The sequence below is a fragment of the Corynebacterium sp. UMB8791 genome (assembly GCF_054166365.1).
The window spans coordinates 1-17,019 of the sequence record NZ_JBSZCG010000124.1; the positions used below are offsets into that span (position 1 = coordinate 1).

General features: G+C 64.2%; 12 protein-coding genes and 1 tRNA gene. 10 read left to right on the forward strand and 3 right to left on the reverse strand.

Features of this window, described 5'->3' with window-relative positions:
* From ACXIUA_RS07370 to ACXIUA_RS07395, 6 genes are all read left to right on the forward strand, one after another.
* Nucleotides 1-2,910: DUF4040 family protein (locus ACXIUA_RS07370; protein ID WP_457976484.1), on the forward strand; the 2,910-nt coding region annotated here is incomplete at its 5' end.
* Nucleotides 2,911-2,915: 5 nt separating this feature from the next.
* On the forward strand, nucleotides 2,916-3,344 hold the full coding sequence (locus ACXIUA_RS07375; protein WP_457976485.1) for a cation:proton antiporter subunit C: 429 nt from the start codon (nucleotides 2,916-2,918) through the stop codon (nucleotides 3,342-3,344).
* The gene (locus tag ACXIUA_RS07380) at nucleotides 3,341-4,870 is read left to right on the forward strand and encodes a monovalent cation/H+ antiporter subunit D family protein (protein WP_457976486.1); all 1,530 of its coding nucleotides are present in this window, start codon (nucleotides 3,341-3,343) and stop codon (nucleotides 4,868-4,870) included. The genes ACXIUA_RS07375 and ACXIUA_RS07380 overlap by 4 nt, the downstream gene beginning before the upstream one ends.
* 2 nt (nucleotides 4,871-4,872) lie before the next feature.
* A complete protein-coding gene (locus tag ACXIUA_RS07385; RefSeq protein WP_256042516.1) occupies nucleotides 4,873-5,310 on the forward strand; it encodes a monovalent cation/H+ antiporter subunit E in 438 nt (145 codons plus the stop codon).
* A 3-nt stretch (nucleotides 5,311-5,313) separates the two neighbouring features.
* The gene (locus ACXIUA_RS07390) at nucleotides 5,314-5,580 is read left to right on the forward strand and encodes a cation:proton antiporter (protein ID WP_256005993.1); all 267 of its coding nucleotides are present in this window, start codon (nucleotides 5,314-5,316) and stop codon (nucleotides 5,578-5,580) included.
* Nucleotides 5,580-5,924 carry a Na+/H+ antiporter subunit G gene (locus tag ACXIUA_RS07395; RefSeq protein WP_256042517.1) on the forward strand — a complete coding sequence of 115 codons (345 nt, stop codon included), beginning with the start codon at nucleotides 5,580-5,582 and terminating at the stop codon, nucleotides 5,922-5,924. Before ACXIUA_RS07390 ends, ACXIUA_RS07395 begins: the two co-directional genes overlap by 1 nt.
* A gap of 123 nt (nucleotides 5,925-6,047) precedes the next feature.
* Here ACXIUA_RS07395 and ACXIUA_RS07400 read toward each other — a convergent pair whose 3' ends face one another.
* Nucleotides 6,048-7,607 carry a catalase gene (locus ACXIUA_RS07400; protein ID WP_256042518.1) on the reverse strand — a complete coding sequence of 520 codons (1,560 nt, stop codon included), beginning with the start codon at nucleotides 7,605-7,607 and terminating at the stop codon, nucleotides 6,048-6,050.
* 96 nt (nucleotides 7,608-7,703) lie between these two features.
* Between ACXIUA_RS07400 and ACXIUA_RS07405 the strand changes: the two genes are divergently transcribed.
* The 4 genes from ACXIUA_RS07405 to ACXIUA_RS07420 all read left to right on the forward strand — a co-directional run bounded on the left by ACXIUA_RS07405 (nucleotide 7,704) and on the right by ACXIUA_RS07420 (nucleotide 9,844).
* Nucleotides 7,704-8,249, forward strand: coding sequence for an RNA polymerase sigma factor (locus ACXIUA_RS07405; RefSeq protein ID WP_256042519.1), 546 nt, complete (start codon nucleotides 7,704-7,706; stop codon nucleotides 8,247-8,249).
* Between the two features lie 153 nt (nucleotides 8,250-8,402).
* The gene (locus ACXIUA_RS07410; protein ID WP_256042520.1) at nucleotides 8,403-8,639 is read left to right on the forward strand and encodes a helix-turn-helix domain-containing protein; all 237 of its coding nucleotides are present in this window, start codon (nucleotides 8,403-8,405) and stop codon (nucleotides 8,637-8,639) included.
* Between the two features lie 250 nt (nucleotides 8,640-8,889).
* Nucleotides 8,890-9,717, forward strand: a complete 828-nt coding sequence (locus ACXIUA_RS07415; protein ID WP_457976487.1) for a metallophosphoesterase — start codon at nucleotides 8,890-8,892, stop codon at nucleotides 9,715-9,717.
* A gap of 50 nt (nucleotides 9,718-9,767) precedes the next feature.
* Nucleotides 9,768-9,844 (forward strand) — tRNA-Pro (locus ACXIUA_RS07420).
* A 305-nt stretch (nucleotides 9,845-10,149) separates the two neighbouring features.
* Here ACXIUA_RS07420 and ACXIUA_RS07425 read toward each other — a convergent pair.
* A complete protein-coding gene (locus ACXIUA_RS07425; RefSeq protein ID WP_457976488.1) occupies nucleotides 10,150-15,192 on the reverse strand; it encodes a YPDG domain-containing protein in 5,043 nt (1,680 codons plus the stop codon).
* A 279-nt stretch (nucleotides 15,193-15,471) separates the two neighbouring features.
* Nucleotides 15,472-16,875, reverse strand: a complete 1,404-nt coding sequence (locus ACXIUA_RS07430) for a hypothetical protein (protein WP_457976489.1) — start codon at nucleotides 16,873-16,875, stop codon at nucleotides 15,472-15,474.
* Nucleotides 16,876-17,019: the final 144 nt, after the last annotated feature.

Genomic DNA, 17,019 nt, shown 5'->3' on the forward strand with positions numbered 1-17,019 from the left:
ATGGCACTACCTCTCGTGCTCGCATTCGTGGCCGCGACGGTTCCGCTATCGCCGCTGCTCGTGCGAGTTTTCGACAGGAAAGCAGGCTGGCCGCTGGCGCTCCTGCTGTTCGCCGCAGCGGTCACGCTGGGCCGCGAATTTCCTAACATTTCCCAAGGCAACGTGGAAACGTGGTCCCTTACATGGGCCAACGACATCCTCGGGCCCGGCACCGAAATCGCGTTCTCACTGCGCGCGGACGGCCTGAGCATCTTCTTTGCGTTGCTCGCACTCGTCATTGGCGGCATTGTCCTTATATATTCGGCCGCATACCTGCCGAAGCGCGAGGGCAACACCAGCTTCTACACCATCATGACGGCGTTTACCCTCTCGGTGCTGCTGCTCGTGCTTGCGGACGACACCGTGCTCCTCTTCATCGGCTGGGAGCTCGTCTCGATCGCGTCCTTCATGCTCATCGCCCGCTCCGGCTCCGGCGGCGAGGCCGGCTCCTACCGCACGCTCATCCTGACCTTCTTCGGCGGGCTGACGCTGCTGGCGGGCCTGGCGGTCGTCTCCGTCGCGGCAGGAACGACGCAGCTCAGCGCAGTGCTCGCGTCGCCGGTCTGGGCGCAGTCGCCGGGGCTGACCACCACGGTGGCACTGCTCATCGGCTTCTCCGCCTTCACCAAGGCCGCGCAATTCCCCTTCCACTTCTGGCTGCCTGAAGCCATGGCGGCAGCCACGCCAGTCTCCGCGTTCCTGCACGCGGCGGCAGTGGTCAAGGCGGGCGTCTACGTCCTGCTGCGCTTCTCCACCATCTTCCACGACGTCACCGCGTGGAACACGCTGCTGCTGGTCACCGGCCTGTTTACCGCGCTGATGTCGGCAGCCTTCGCCATTACGAAGACGGACCTGAAGCACCTGACGGCTTACTCCACGGTTTCCCACCTGGGTTGGATCGTCGCGGCGATCGGCATCGGCACCCCGGCGGCACTCGCCGCCGCGATGGTGCACACGCTGGCCCACGCGCTATTCAAGTCCTCCCTGTTCATGCTCATCGGCGTCATTGACCACCAGGCCGGCTCCCGCGACATCCGCCGCCTCGGCCAGCTGTACAAGCAGCTGCCGTTCACCTTCGCCTCCACCTGCGTGGCCGCGGCCTCCATGGCCGCCATCCCGCCACTGTTCGGCTTCATCTCGAAGGAATCCATCCTCACGGCGTTCGACGCCACAAGCTTCGGCCCGCTCCTGCTCGCCATTGCCGGCCTCGCCGCTCTGCTGACTTTCATCTACTCGGCAAAGATCGTCTTCGGCGCATTTATCGACGGCACCAAGCCCATGCCGCACGTCACCGAAGCGCCCGTCGCGCTCTGGCTGCCAGCCGCGCTGCCCGGCCTGACCTCCCTGGTCCTGCCGTTCACGCTCGGCTGGATAGACAACCCGATCAACGCGGGCGTGCGCACCATCACTGGCGACACCGAGTTCCACTCGCACCTGGCACTGTGGCACGGCCTGAACGCGCCATTCATCGTCTCGCTCATCGTGCTCGTGCTGGGTGTTTGCTTCGTCCTCTTCGTGCGCAAACCGTTCTTCGCGGCCGTCGAGAACAAGCAGCTGCTACCAACCAGCGGCAACGACCTGCTCAACGGCATGGTCCGCGCGTTTACCACAGTCGGGCGCTGGCTCGGCGCAATGGCGAACACGTTCAACCCGTCGCGCCACCTGCTGCCGACCGTGCTGTGCATCCTCGTCCTCGGCGTGAGCACCGCGGTGTTCACCGAGGGCGTCGACGGCATGCCGCTCGCACCACGCGCCGAAGGCATCGACGTGTGGTGGGACCTCATCCCATTCGCCATCATCACCCTGTCCGTCATCGGCCTGGTGCGCACCCGCTCCCGCCTCGCCGCGGCGGTACTGCTGGGCACCACCGGCGTGGGTATGAGCCTGCAGATGCTGATGCTCGGCGCCCCCGACGTGGCACTGACCCAGTTCCTCGTCGAGTCGCTGACCGTCGTGATCATCATGGTGGTGCTGCGCTACCAGCCACGCACCTTCCCCAAGACCCCGACCTCACGCAAGGTGTTCGCGGCCGTCGTCGCTGTCATCGCAGGTATCGTCGCCTTCCTCGGCGTCTACGCCCTGCTGGGCCGCCACGACCGCTCTGACCTCGCGCTGTGGTACCTCACCGAGGGCGGCAAGATGACCGGCGCGGACAACATCGTCGCCGTCATCATCGTTGAGTTCCGTGGCTTCGATACCCTCGGCGAGCTCTCCGTGCTCGGCATGGCGGCAGTGGTCATCGCGGCCGTCGTCCAGTCCATGCCACGCCACATGTTCGAGGCCGGCACCCGCCCACGCCCATTCGGCCAGTCGCAGCTCAACTCGCTGCCACTGCGCAAGGCATCTGCGCTCGTCGTACCGATCCTGGCGCTGCTGTCCGTCCTCATCTTCTTCCGTGGCCACACCGCGCCAGGCGGCGGCTTCGTCGCAGCGCTCGTACTGGCCACCGCGTTCGGCCTCAACTACCTGTCCCGTGGCGCGGACGCGTACGTCGTGAAGCAACTCACCCCGATCCGGCTGACGGGCTGGGGCATCATCATCGCGATCAGCTCCGGCTTCCTCGGCTTTATCGAGGGCGGCTTCATGTACGCCATCCACGGCGAGATCGCCGGACAGCACATGACGACGTCCCTCATCTTCGACTTCGGCATCTACCTCGCCGTGCTCGGGATGGTCACGCAGGCGCTCAACGCGCTCGGCGGCTACCTGCGCCCCGGCACCGAGATCTCCGACCTCACCTACACCCGCGGCGGCGAGAACCCACTGCCGGACGTGCCAGAGCCAGAGGCGCCCGCCGAGCCTGTCGACGCCCACCCAGCACCACTCAACCCCGCGGAAAGCCCGCGCCCAGTTACCACGAAGGAGCTGTAAACCACATGGTCATGGCACTTACCATCGCGGTCCTGGTTGCAGGGTCCGTCTACATGATCCTGCAGCGCGGCATGGTCCGCATCATCTTCGGCATGTCCCTCTTCGGGCACGCCTCCAACCTGACGCTGCTTGCCACCGGCGTCGGCGCCTGGCGCGGCGAGGCATTCCCCTCCCGCACCGCCTTCGCCGACTTGTCCGACCCACTCCCGCAGGCCTTCGTGCTCACCGCCATCGTCATCGCCATGGCGACGACCACGATCCTGCTCATGCTGGCCTCACTTGGCAAGGATGACGACACCATGGACGACCGCACCGGCGTCGCAGGCACCTACGACCTCATGCGCCTCAGCCCGTCCGCGCTGTCCACCGCTGGCCGCACCGCGCGCCTCAACCCGAAAAAGATGAACAACACGGAAGGAGCACCACGCGCATGAGTGCGGACGCAATCCTCCCAGTCTTCGTCGCCCTGCCGCTGATCATGGCGGCGGTGACGACGCTCAGTCCCTGGAAACGCGGCAACGACGCCCTGGGTCTGATCATCCCCGCCATCAACCTCGGCATGGCCATCTGGTTGTACGGCTACACCGCCGAGCACGGCACGATTGCCCACGTCATCGGTCTGTACCAGGGTGGCGTCGGCATCTCCTTTGCCGCCGACCAGTTCTCCGCCATCATGCTGATCACCACCATGATCGTGGCGCTGACCTCCAACTGGTTCGCCAGCGTCGCCGGTGAAACCCAGGCCCGCTACTTCACGCCACTGACCCTGGTGCTCATCACTGGTGTCTCCGGCGCACTGCTCACCGCGGACCTGTTCAACTTCTTCGTCATGATCGAGGTCATGCTGCTGCCGTCCTACGGCCTCATCGCCATGACCGGTACCCGCAACCGCCTGCTGTCCGCCCGCACGTTCGTGCTGGTGAACCTGGCGGCATCCACGCTGCTCGTGATGGGCGTGGGCTACATCTACGGTGTGGCCGGCGCCGTCAACATCGCCGCCCTGCGCGGCGCCGCGGCCGGCAACGGCCCGATCACCGTGGCCGCCGGCCTGGTCATCATCGCCATCGCCGCCAAGGCCGGCGTCTTCCCGGTCCACACCTGGCTGCCACGCACCTACCCCTCCACGTCTGCCGCCGTCATGGGCCTGTTCTCAGGCCTGCACACCAAGGTGGCCGTCTACATGCTCTTCCGCATCTGGGTAGTCATCTTCGACATGGACGCCCGCTGGAACACGCTGATCATCGTCATCATGGTGATCTCGATGCTCATCGGTGGCTTCGCAGGCCTCGCCGAGCACACCATGCGCCGCGTCCTGGGCTACCAGATGGTCAACGGCATGCCGTTCATCCTCATCATGCTGGCCTTCACGAACGACGACGCCCGCTACGCGCTCGCCGCCGGCCTCATGTACACGCTGCACCACATGATCACCATCGCAGCACTCGTGCTCAACGTCGGTGCCATCGAGGAAACCTACGGCACCGGCACCATCTCGAAGCTGTCCGGCCTCGCACGCCGCGACCCGCTGACCTCCGCCGTCTTCGTCGCCGGCGCGTTCTCCATCGTCGGCTTCCCGCCGTTCTCCGGCCTCTTCGGCAAAGTCACCATCGTGCTCGCCGCCGCTACACCCGGCGACTGGCGCTCCTGGGTGGCAATCACCACCATCATCGTCGCGTCCTTCGGTGCGTTGCTGTCCATGATGCGCGTCTGGAAGCGCGTCTTCTGGGGCCGCCCAATGCAGCACTACCCGAAGGCCCTCAACGTCCGCGCGAAGCTGCTCGCACCGTCCGCGCTGCTCATGTTCATGTCCCTCGGCATGTTCATCGGCGCCGGCCCACTCTGGGCAGCCAGCACCGCGGCCGTCGACAGCCTTCTCGACGTCGACTCCTACACCACCGCCGTCCTCGGCGACGACGCCATCGGCATCCCCGATGTGGACACCCTCCAAGGAGGTAACTAACCATGCTGCAACGCTTCGCACACGGCGTGGGCTACACCGCCTGGCTCATCAAAGAAATCTTCGCCGCAGGCTTCAGCGCCGCCGCGGCCGCGTTCAAGCCCAACACCGGGCTTGACCCGATCATCATCTACTACCCGCTGCGCCTGACCACCGACTGGCAGATCTTCTGGTACTCCACCTCCATCACCGTCACCCCGGGCACGCTGTCCCTCGGGCTGCGCTACCCCGCCCAGGAAGGCGGACCGATGGTGCTGCTGGTCCAAGCGGCGTTCGGCAGCGACCCATTAGATCAGATCGCTGGCCTGATCGACATGGAAGAACGCATCAACCCGGCCGTCAAAGCCACCCCGCTGGACCCCGCATCCATCGGGTGGGACCCCTACGTGGACCTCGGCGACCCCGACGACCACACCCTGCCACCAGCGGAAAGGATGGACTAGAACATGTTTGAAACGATCCTCATGGGCTGCGTCATCGTCATGGCGCTCAGCCTGCTCGTCGGCCTCGCTGGTCTGATCCTGGTCAAGGACGAACTCTCCCGCGCCGTCATGGCCGACCTCATCTTCTACGCCATGGTCACCATCTTCCTCGTCTGGTCCATCTGGACCCAGACCATGATCGGCTACGAAATCGCCATCCTCGCAGGCCTCGTCTGTGGCGTTATCCCGACCATCTCCATGGCCCGCATCATCACGAGAGGACGCCGCTAATGACCATCATCGAAATCATCGTCGCAGCGCTCGTCATCGTGGCCACCCTACTGGTGGTCGCCACCGCGCTCCTGCAGCTTCGCGCCCCCGATGCCCTGACCCGTGCGAACCTGCTCGGACCAACCGTCTGCCTCGCCTTCCCGATCCTGGTCGTTGCCAAACTGATCTGGTCCTGGTCCACCACCGGATTCGACCTCAACGACTTCCTCCGCGCCATCATCGCCATCACCGGCGTATGGATCGTCGGCTCCGTCGGCTCCTTCATCATGGGCCGCACCCTCTACGGCGTGACCGTCTCCGATAAGCGCGACCGGCACCCGAACCGGCCGAACCACCGGATCTAGGTTCCGGTTCTGGGAGGGTGGCGCTCAGGCGCCGCCATCTGAACCGCCGAGCTTGCCCAACAAACACCAAAACCCGCCGGGACGTCACCGTCCTGGCAGGTTTAAGCGTTCAGGGCTTAAGCGTTACTTCTGCTGCGCAGCTCGCTTAGCGGCGAAGGATTCGCGGACCTTGGTTTCCAGGTCAGCGTCGACCTTGCCCCAGTATTCGTAGACGCGCTCCTCGATCTCCTTGTTGGTGATCGCCATCATCTTGTTCGTGATGTTGTGCACGAAGCGTTCCTTGGCGGCGTCGTCGAAGACGTCGCGGTAGAGGGTGCCGGCCTGGCCGAAGTCGTCATCCTCGGGGTGCTTAACGTAGGCGGCGCGCACCAGGTCGGTGCCCTCCGGGTCCGGGTTGATGTAGAGGTTCTCGGCGAGGCCGAGGTCCTGGCCGCTGGCGGAGGTTTCGCCGTCGTCGAGGTAGCCGGCGCCCTTCTCGTAGGAGTTCGGGCTGTAGTTTGGCTCGTTCTCCTCGTTGAAGAAGTACGCCATGGAGCCACGCTCGGCGTAGGTGTTCACCTGGTTGATCGGGCGGTTGACCGGCAGGTCCTTGTAATTGGCACCGATGCGGTAGCGCTGCTGGTCAGAGTACGCAAAGACGCGAGCCTGCAGCATACGGTCCGGGGACAGGCCAATGCCTGGGACCAGGTTGGCTGGGTCGAGTGCCAGCTGCTCGATCTGGGCGTGGAAGTTCTTCGGGTTGCGGTTGAGGACGAAGTAGCCGACGTCGATAAGCGGGTAGTCCTTCTGCGACCACGTCTTGGTGAGGTCGAACGGGTTGAAGCGGTAGTCCTTCGCTTCCTCGAACGGCATGATCTGGACCTTGACGTCCCAGATTGGGTAGTCCCCCTCCTTGATGGCATTGAAGAGGTCCTCGCGCTGGAAGTCCGGGTCCGTGCCGGCCTTCTCGGTGGCTTCTTCGTCGGTGAAGCATTCCCAGCCCTGGCGGGTCTTGAAGTGGTACTTGACCCAAACTGGGGTGCCTTCCTCGTTGATCCACTGGAAGGTGTGGGAGCCGAATCCGTCCTGGTGACGGGAGGTCTTCGGAGTGCCGCGGTCGCCGAGCAGGTAGGTCACCTGGTGAGCAGATTCAGGGGTGCGGGTCCAGAAGTCCCACTGCATCTCGTCATCGCGCAGGCCGGAGTTCGGCTGGCGCTTCTGGGAGTGGATGAAGTCCGGGAACTTGATGCCGTCGCGCAGGAAGAACGTCGGGGTGTTATTGCCGACAATGTCATAGTTGCCGTCTTCGGTGTAGAAGCGCAGTGCGAAACCGTGAACGTCACGCCAAGTGTCTGGGGAGCCTGCCTCACCAGCAACGGTGGAGAAGCGTGCAGCCATCGGGGTGACGGTGCCAGGCTGGAAGAGCTTCGCCTTCGTGTACTTGGACACGTCCTCGGTGATGTGCAGCTCACCGAATGCTCCGTGGCCCTTCGCGTGTGGAATACGTTCGGGGACATTCTCGCGGTTGAAGTGCGCAAGCTTCTCGATGAGGTGAATGTCATCCAGGACATTCGCGCCCTGACGGCCCTGCGTAACACTCACGTTTTCCGATGGGACGGGCTGGCCGGCGAGCTGGGTGGTTTGACCCTTGCCCGCTGGACGTTCGCCGTTCGAAAGGATGTGGTCTACGTTCTTCTCTGCCATTGTTAGGCCCTCCTTATTGTTAGGGTTCGATTTATACAGTACGCGAATATCAGAGTGGCATCAAGGGTTTTTCCAATACTGGTACCCTTTTTATTCGTGAACAGCAGCGATAGCCAGTACGTCACCGACCTTGCCCTCCGGGCAGGTCGGGGCGACAAAGCCGCCCTCACCGACTTCATCGCCGCCACCCAGGACGACGTCTGGCGCCTCCTCGCCCACCTCGCAGGACACGACGCCGCCGACGACCTCACCCAGGAAACCTACCTGCGCGCCCTCGGCGCCCTCCCACGCTTCGCCGGCCGCTCCACCGCCCGCACGTGGCTCCTCTCCATCGCGCGCCGCACCTGGATCGACTCCGTGCGCCACGACCGCAGCCGCCCGCGCGCCACCAACAGTGACTACGACGACGTCGCCACCCAACAGCCCAGCACCGACGACCCGAACCTGTGGCCCGAAGTTATCGACGCCCACAACCTCCTCAACGAACTCGCCCCTGACAGGCGCGAAGCCATCGTCCTCACGCAAGTGCTCGGCTACAGCTACGAGGAAGCCGCCAAAATCGCTGGCGTGCGCATCGGGACCATCCGCTCCCGCGTCGCCCGCGCACGAAAAGACATCATGCGACTTACGGAACAGACCTAGCTCATTACCCCCTTTTCGTTTATTGCACAGCAGGCCCTCGAAGACCTTGACATCGCGCTTTCACAACCCCACTCGAGCAGCGTCGACATTGTCGTCGATGGGTCCCAGCAGCCGATACGCATTCCACGATCCGCCGCCTCTGCACTACGCGAAGTGCTCGCCAACGAGGCGGAGGGCAGGCCGGTTGAAATTGTTCCGGTACAAAAAGAGCTCACCACCCAGCAGGCGGCGGACCTCCTCCACGTGTCCAGACCTCACGTCGTGAAGCTCATCGACACCGGCCAATTAGCCGGCCACAAAGTCGGGGCGCACCGGCGCCTCTACGCCGACGACGTCTTCGCCTTCAAACGCGAAAGGGACGCAGCGCAGCGCGCTACCGCGGATGAATGACTCTCTTTCAGCTGAACAGAAAAAGTCCTAGGTTCACCGAACCGGCCTATCCCATCAACTACACTGCCTTTTATGATTCGAAACGCAATAGCGATCTCCTTTGCCTTCATCGGCATCGTTGTCGGCGCCGGGTTTGCGTCCGGCCAGGAAGCGATGCAGTACTTTGTAGCCTTCGGCACGCAAGGCGTTTGGGGAGCACTCTTGAGCTCGGCCCTGATGCTGGTCGGCGGCGGCCACCGCCGCGTACGGCGTGAGCCAGCTGAACAACTACCGCCTGAAGGAATACACCCTCCCCCTCCTCCCACCCGGCACCCTCAACGGGCGGGACTCCTTCGACATCTTGCACGTCAGCGACCTCCACATGATCCCAGGTCAACGCGTCAAAGCCGCCTGGGTCTCCAGCCTCGCCGAACTCCAACCCGACCTGGTGATCAACACCGGCGACAACCTCTCCGACCCCAAGGGCGTGCCCTGGGTCTTCCAGGCCCTCGGCCCCCTCCTCGACGTCCCGGGTGCGTTCGTCTTCGGCACCAACGACTACTGGGCACCCCGCCCCGTCAACCCCTTCAAATACCTCCTCGGCACCAAGCGCGAGCCCTCCTACGTCGACCTCCCCTGGGAAGGCATGCGCGCCGCATTCCAGGAGCACGGCTGGCACGACGCCACACACCGCAGGCTCGAGTTCAAAATTAACGACGTCCGCCTCGCCCTCGCCGGCGTCGACGACCCACACCACAACCTGCACGACTACTCCACCATCGCCGGCGCCCCCAACGCCGACGCGGACCTCGCCATCGCGCTTCTCCACGCCCCCTACCGGGAAGTCCTCGACGCCTTCGAGCGCGACGGCTACCAACTGGCGCTATCCGGCCACACCCACGGCGGGCAGATCTGCCTACCTGGCGAGCGCGCCATCGTCACCAACGCCGACATCGACCGCGAGCGCGCCTCCGGCCTCCACCGCTTCGGCCGTATGTGGATGGAAGTCTCCAACGGGCTGGGCACCTCCAAGTACGCCCCCGTACGGATCTTCTGCCCGCCATCCGCGGCGCTCCTCCACATTACGGAGCGGTCCTGACCACGGCTTTTGTTTTTCGCGGGCACAGGAGTAAAGTAACCAGGTGCCCACGGGATATGGCGCAGCTTGGTAGCGCGCTTCGTTCGGGACGAAGAGGTCGCAGGTTCAAATCCTGTTATCCCGACCAATGAAACCCCGCCGCTTTCGCGGCGGGGTTTCGCGTTGCTCAGATGGGCTTGGGACCCGCGCACCACATTCCTTGTTTTTGGGGAGCACCGTCGGCGTTTCCCCAGGTAGCCAAGGGGCAGGGTGGGAATTTGGTGTCACGACGAACGGGCTAGACACCAAATTCCCGGTTTTCCCACGCAGATCCGGAAAAGCCCAGGTCACGAAAACCTCGTACAGGAATTTGGTGTCACCCCAACCGGGGCGAGTGCCAAAGGACGCAACACCATTTGGATTAGACGTATAAACCTGCAGGTCCAAAAAGGCCTACTTTTTGGAAGATGCGTCCTTTGGCACTGGCTCACCATCCTTGGAGGATCCGAGGACGGTCATGCCGTGGTCGAAGCCCTCGGGCTGGCATGCCTGGACGATCAGGGAGATCGCCAGACCGCCGACTGCGATGACTCCAAGCGCGATAGCAACGGGCTGCAGCTGACGGGCATCAATACCGAACTGCCTGTTGACGGCGGCAATCTGGTCCTCGAACCCGCGGCCTACGTGGCGCAGGGAGTCGTTGAACTGCCCAAGAGCGGCGTTGATCTGGGGCTGCATCGTGTTCGCAACGCCAATGCCAACTGCGGCGGCGAGCCCGATTGGTAGCAGCCAGAGGATCGGGCTGTTGAGCGCGAACATGTTGGACATGCAGCGCTTGAAGCCGTCGGCAGATGAATCGGATGGAGCGGGTGTAGGCGTAGAAGGCGCACGCGTGGTCGGGCTCGGGGCTGCACCGCCCTTCGCGATGACCCCCACGACGGTCTTCACCTCGTACGTTGCGCCCGAGGCGGTGGTGACAGTAACTGGGATGTCGACCTTCTCGCCAACTTCGGCGGAGGCGGGTGGGGTGACCAGCAGATCTCCCGAGGCGGACACGGAGGCCCGCCACCCGGTCGGCAGGGCGCCGAGCTTGTAGGTGTTGCCGTCGGTGTGGCCGCTGATCTTGATGGACGTCGGCACGCCCGGCGCGGTGATGGCCGGCGGGTACGACGGTGCTGGCGCGATAGGTACAGAAGGAGCAGTCGGAGTGGCAGTCGGGGACGGCTCCGGCGCAGCAGTCGCGGAAGAAGTAGGTTCAACCGGCCCGGTCGGCACGTTGGCCACGGTGAAGACGGCCTGGGTGGTGTAGGCCTCGCCGTGGGCTGGGGTGACGGTGACAGGGACGCGGATCCAGGCGCCTGGGGTGGCGGACTTCGGCGCGGTCGCGGTAACGGTGCCGTGCTCGTCGACGCTCACCTTCCAGCCATTGACCCGGTCGGGTACCGAGTAGCGGTTGCCGTCGGTGGCATTCGTTGCAGGCTGAGTACTCGTCTCGCCGGGTAGGACGGAGGCGGAGGCGTAGCTGACGTGCGGGGATTCGTCGGTTTCCTTGATGGCCGCGAATGCCGGAACGACCAGGATGGCTCCGTCGGTGTAGGTGACCTGAACGGGGATGAGGATGGAGTCGCCGGGCTTGGCATCGGCTGGCGGCGTCGAGAAGACGCGGCCGTGCTCGTCGACGGTGGCGGTCCAGCCCGGGATGGTTGGCTTCCACTCGGGGTCGATTTCGAAGGTGGCGTCGGAAGGAACCTTGGAGCCTTCGTGGAGAGGGACCTCGTCGGTTGCGCCCGGTTCCTGGACGACCTTGCCGTAGGTTGGCACGATGTGGCCGACGCCGACCTCGATGATGCGCTTGACCGGGGTCTTGGTCGTGGTGGTGTGTTCGACGGGGTTGCCGACGACGTGGCCGTCGACAAGCTGCCAGGTCTTCTCCGTGATGGTTTGGCCGTAGGAGCCTTCCTGGATGGTCTTGACCACGCCGGCGGGCAGGCTGTCTACCTGGCGGATTTCGGTCTCGAACGGCACGGGGGTGTGGATGGTCTCGCGTAGCTCTGTCTGCTTGGATTCCTTCTTGGTGCCGACCAAGATGACCTGGTCCTCAGCGTCCACGACCTGTGGTTTCTGCGCGATGCCGTCGATAATTTTGTAGGAGATCCTGCCCACCTTGCCGCGCTGTGCGACCTTGTGGGTGCCGGCCTCGAGCGTCGGGTCTTCCCGGATGATGACGCGGTACGGCGTCTCTTCAGACCAGTGGATTTCCGGCGTGACGCCCGGCCTTTCCTTGGTGCCAACGCGCACGATGCGATCCTGCGGGTCCGCGATGCGCGTCTGCTCGATGCGTGTGCTGACCACCTCGGAGTTCGTGATGGTCCTGGTCGTGGTCACTTTGTCGGTGCCGAGCACGCCGGGGTGTTCGGCGTCGACGACCTGCGTGCCTACGTCGAGTGTGGGGTCGAAGACGATCTGCGTCTCAAACGGCACGATCACTTCGTACTCGGTGTTGATGTCGAAGGAGGCGTCAGGCGCGGGCTCCCTGACCACGACGAACGCGGCGGTGACCACGTCTTTCGAGCCGTCCTGGTAGGTGACGGTGACGGGGACGTTGAGGTGGTCGCCAGACTCGGCGTCTTTCGGTGGGGTCGCAGTGACGGTGCCTTTGCCGTCGACGCGCAGCTTCCAGCCGTCGAGGCTCGCGGGCACGCTGAACGGCGTCTTTTCCGCGAGGTCGCGGGCAGGGATGCGGGTGGGCTCGGTGATCTCAGATCGCTTGTCGACGCCCGGCTTCGCCTCCTGCTGCTCGTATCGCGGCTCGTAGACGGCGCGTTGCTCGCCGAGCACCACCACAGTGGCCACGACGATGGCGGTCGTGCCGTCCTTATAGGTCACGCGCACCGGAATATCCGCGGAGCTGCCCGGTACGGCGCGCTCGCTGACCGGGGTGGTGATGGTACCCGTCTTCGGGTCAATCTTGACCTGCTCCCACCGCAGGTTACGCGGCGGAGCGATGTAGTGCTTGTCCTCCGGGTCCGTGATCAGTGCGAACTTCGGTTCCGAAATGTCCCGGACGCTTCCAGTGTCCAGCTTGCTCGTGACCGTGGTGCCCGGCTTGCCCGACTTGGTCTGGTACCGCGGGTTGTTCATGCCCTTGTCGTCGCCGACGACGGTGAACGCCGCCGGGACGTCCGCCTCGGAGCCGTCCGGGTAGCGGACGTGGATGTCGATGATCGCCTGGTCACCGGGCCGCGCATCCTTCGGCGGAGTGGCCGTGACCACGCCCTCCTTCGACACGTCGAACGTCCAGCCGTCCGGGAGTTGCTCCGGCAGGCTGTATTTCGCCTTCACCGGGTCCGCCAGCAGGGTGCTGATCATCGAGGAGACCGGCAGCCCGGGCTTGGTGAAGCTCTGCGGGTAGTTCGCAACGTCGGTGCCCGTGCCGTCGCCGATCACGTTGATGGTGGCGGTGGTTTCCTGCGGCACAGCGCCGCTGGCGTAGTGGGTACGCACCGGCACCGTGATGTAGGCGCCCGGCAGCGCGGTGTCCGGGATGGTGACGGTCAGCTCGCCGGTGGTGGCGTCGAGAGTGACGTTCCAGTCGCCGACTTTGTACTGCTGGGAGCCGTTAGGGAAGGTGTAGCGGTTCGGCGTTTCGTCGTGCGCGTTGCCGCCGAGGCCAACCTTCGGCACGGTCGGCGTGAGCGTCACGCGGTCTGCCACCTCACCCGAGGCCGAGCCATACGACGGCACTTTCACGTCCGAGAACACCTGGAAGGACACCGGAGCTTCGTCGGTCGTACCGTCCGGGTAGGTCGCCTTCACCACGGGTTTGATGGTGGTGAAGTTCGGCACGGTTGCCTTCGCCTTCGCGGTGACGGTGCCTTCCTTATCGACTGTGACGTTCCAGCCGTCTTTGTCGGAGGGGGCGTCGATAAGCTCGAATTTCTTCGGCTTGATGACGTCCCCCTTGCCCAGCACCCGTGTCAGGCTCGCCTTGGCGGTAAGTGTTGTGTTTTGGGCGCCCTGCACTGGCTCCGCGGGGTACTCGAGGTTGGTCTGCTGCGTGTGATTCGGTTCGACGACCACGAGCAGCGGGATGGCGTCCTTGGAGCCGTTCGAGTAGCGTACATGCACCACAGGCTGCGCAAACGTCCCAGGGGTCGGCTTATCGACGCCCTCCGGCGCCGTCATGATCACCCTGTAGTCGCCCTTTTCCTCGTCGGCGAACTTGGCGGTCCAGCCGTCGTAGACGAGGCTCTCGTCGAGGGCGATGGTGGCGTCGAACTTCTCTTTCAGGTCGGCGAGGGTGTGCCCGTTTGCGTCGGGAAGCTCCTCGAAGACAATCGCATCCTTTGAGATCCCGGAGGTGATGTTGACCTCAGACCTGGTGAACTGCGGATCGTGGTAAAGCGTGTCATCCACGCTGATCGCGTGCGAGCTGAGCTCGTTGGCGGTGTTGTAGCGTGGCAGCGCAATGGAGCTGGCCGTTACCCCAACCCTTGTATCTTCGTACGCGTGGTTCTGAGCGATAGCCTCGAGCTCCTCGACACTGCGCGGCAGCGCAACCGCGGTAAACGTGAGGCCCTGGAGGCCGTCGAGCTCGGCGTCGTCGGCGAACTTCGGCCAGGTAAGGAAGAAGTCGGAGCCATCGCGCGTGATGGTGACGTGCTCGAGCACCTTGCCGCTGCCGTCCGCGACCTGAATGCGCAGACGATCCAGGTCACGTTCCGTGAACATCCCGCCGGCAGAGGCGATCTTGACCTTCTCCCCCGGCTTGATCACGGCCTTCGAAATGTGTTCCCAATCAAGTTTGAGGGGGACGCATTCGTCTGTCTCGCTCGGCCAGGGGTTGGCGTTCGCGTCCGCTTGAAAGTTTTGGCTTTCGAAAAACCGGTGGTCAGAGTCTTCCTTTGTGTAGGACCCTTTCCACGCAAAGGTGAGGCCTTCCGGGCTCAGGGCTTGTTGCTGGAACTGTTCCGTGAAGGGAAACGCGCCGTTCAAGTTGCGCTGAATTCGGGAAGCGGTAATCTCCGCGGACTCAGCAGTGTTGTTCACCGTGAACGGGTTACCGCCATCGAGCTTCTCACCCGCGGGAACAACTCCTAGCTCGCCGACTTCGACTGGAACAGGCCCGCTGTCGCTAAACCCTGTATCTGTGAAGGTGCGCTGCTTGTCCGCGTTGAAGTGCAGCTGGATGCCGAACTCAGTTGCGCTCTCGGAGTGCTCACCAGGGTTGAGCGCGTCAAACCTGAAACCTGCAACGTCCTTGCCGTCATCGGCCTTCTCCAGCACCACTCGGCAGGCATCATCGCCCAGCCCCTCTGACTTCGCCTGCTGCTCAGCGTCGATCACCGCACCGGTGTATGCCAGGTTCTCCTGGGCATGCGCGACAGGGGTAGGCGCGACCACGGCGGCACTCCCCAACGCGAGCGCTATCGCAGACGTTACGGTAACTCCAACACGTACATTCCGACGCCCCGCGCCCGGAAATGTGCCTTGCATGTGGCAGTCCTTCACTTTTCACAACGATTTTTTCACAACGCTTGGTGAGTAATAGCGTAATTCGCGCTGTGCGCTACGTACACTCTTAACGTTGCATAAGTGGCAATAAGTGAAGGCCCCGCCAGCCGAAGCCGACGGGGCCTTCCCCATCCCTAACCCCTTTCTTGCCCACAATGGGCGAAAGGAGACCACTCAATCCAAGCCCCTATTACTTGAAATGAGCATCGCTAGATTAACACAAACCCATCCGAAAGTAGGAACCATGTCCGTGTGCTCGGATTATTCCTCCACGTGAACCGCAACGTCACGTCGCTGCGGTACTCCGCCCAGCAGCCCGACCGCCGCGACGAGCGTGCTCATAGCGATACCAATCCATAGTGCCTGCGCAGAGCCGTTATTGCCCGCGCTCGAGAGCGACGCGGCCAGCCAGTGCATCGGCATCGCCGAAGAAAGTGCCTCGAGGACCCCACCAACAGGGGCAGCCGCGGCGGCTTTCCAAACCCACCCGACTACCCCCATCTGAAGAATTATCAGGATTGCAGCAACCAGACTCCCCCATCCGCGGCCAAACAGCGCCGCGAGCGCCGTCGTCACACCAACGGAGGCGGCCGCACCGCACAGCAGCGCGAGAGCCGCGATCCCCAGAGCGGCCGGGCTCAAGTTGTGGCCGAGGATGAACACCAGCACCCAGCCAGCAACCGCCAGGAGCACGACGCCTAGCGCCAGCGCCAGCCAGCGCCTCGTGCGGGACATCCACGCCGCCGCGGCGACGCCAACACCGCCCAGCCCCACGAGCGCCGCGACCAGCATCGCCGCGACCGGAGCCAGCGAGGACTCCTGCGGCTCCTGCGCCTCCGCACCCGCCTGCGCCGCCGCCGGCGCCGGGAGCGCGCCACGCACCGCGCGAATCTGGTCGGCGGTCAGGTTCGCCATGTGGTCAATCTTTGCGACACCCTCATCAAGCTGTGCAATACCGCCGACCGCGCCCTGCGCCTCGTTATTGAGCTGAGTCAGTCCACTCGCCAGCTGCTGGGCGCCGTTCGTGGCCGTGTAGACGCCGTCGTGGTAGGCGTAGCCCGGCACCGCTAGCTGGTTGGCTACCTCGCGGGAGCCGTCGCGCAGCTTGTTCATCTGGGCGACAACCTCCGGCGGCAACTGGGCATTGTCCGCCTGGACCTTCAGTTGTTGAAGCTGCTCGCGTGCGGCGATGACGTCCGGGTCCTTGGAGGCCTTCGTCGATACGAGGGCGCGGTCGATGGCAGCCGTGACCTGGCCACGCACCGCGTCGAAGGCCGTGGCCTGCTCGACGACCTGCCCGATCGCGTCCGCGACCTCCGTCGCGCCGCCCCCGAGCTGGCCCGTCGCCGCCTGTAGCTGCACCATCCCGGCCGACAACTCCTGCGCACCAGCCTGCGCCTGGGAGATCGCGGCGACGAGTTCGTCGGCGCCGCCGGTGAGTTGGGAGGTGCCGTCGACAAGCTCTTTGGTGCCCTGCGTGAGAAAGCCCGCCTGCGTGTTGGCCTCCCCCGCCGCGCGGCGCGCCTCGTTCGGGTTGCCGCGATCCGACGGCAGCTGCGGCGCGCTGGCGTCCCCCTGCGTGGACATCCAGGTACTCACCGGACTCAGCGGCAGGAACGCCGCAACAATACACACCAACAACACACACAACACGCGCCACTTCATGGTGCACAATGTAACCCCTGCAACTGCATGAATGCTGGAAGGCACACCGCACGCTCCCAAAGATGTTGTGGCCTTGTCCAAGCTTGTTGCTACCCTTTAAAGCAACTGACAGTTTTCAAATCCCAAACTCAGAGAGGGTTCACC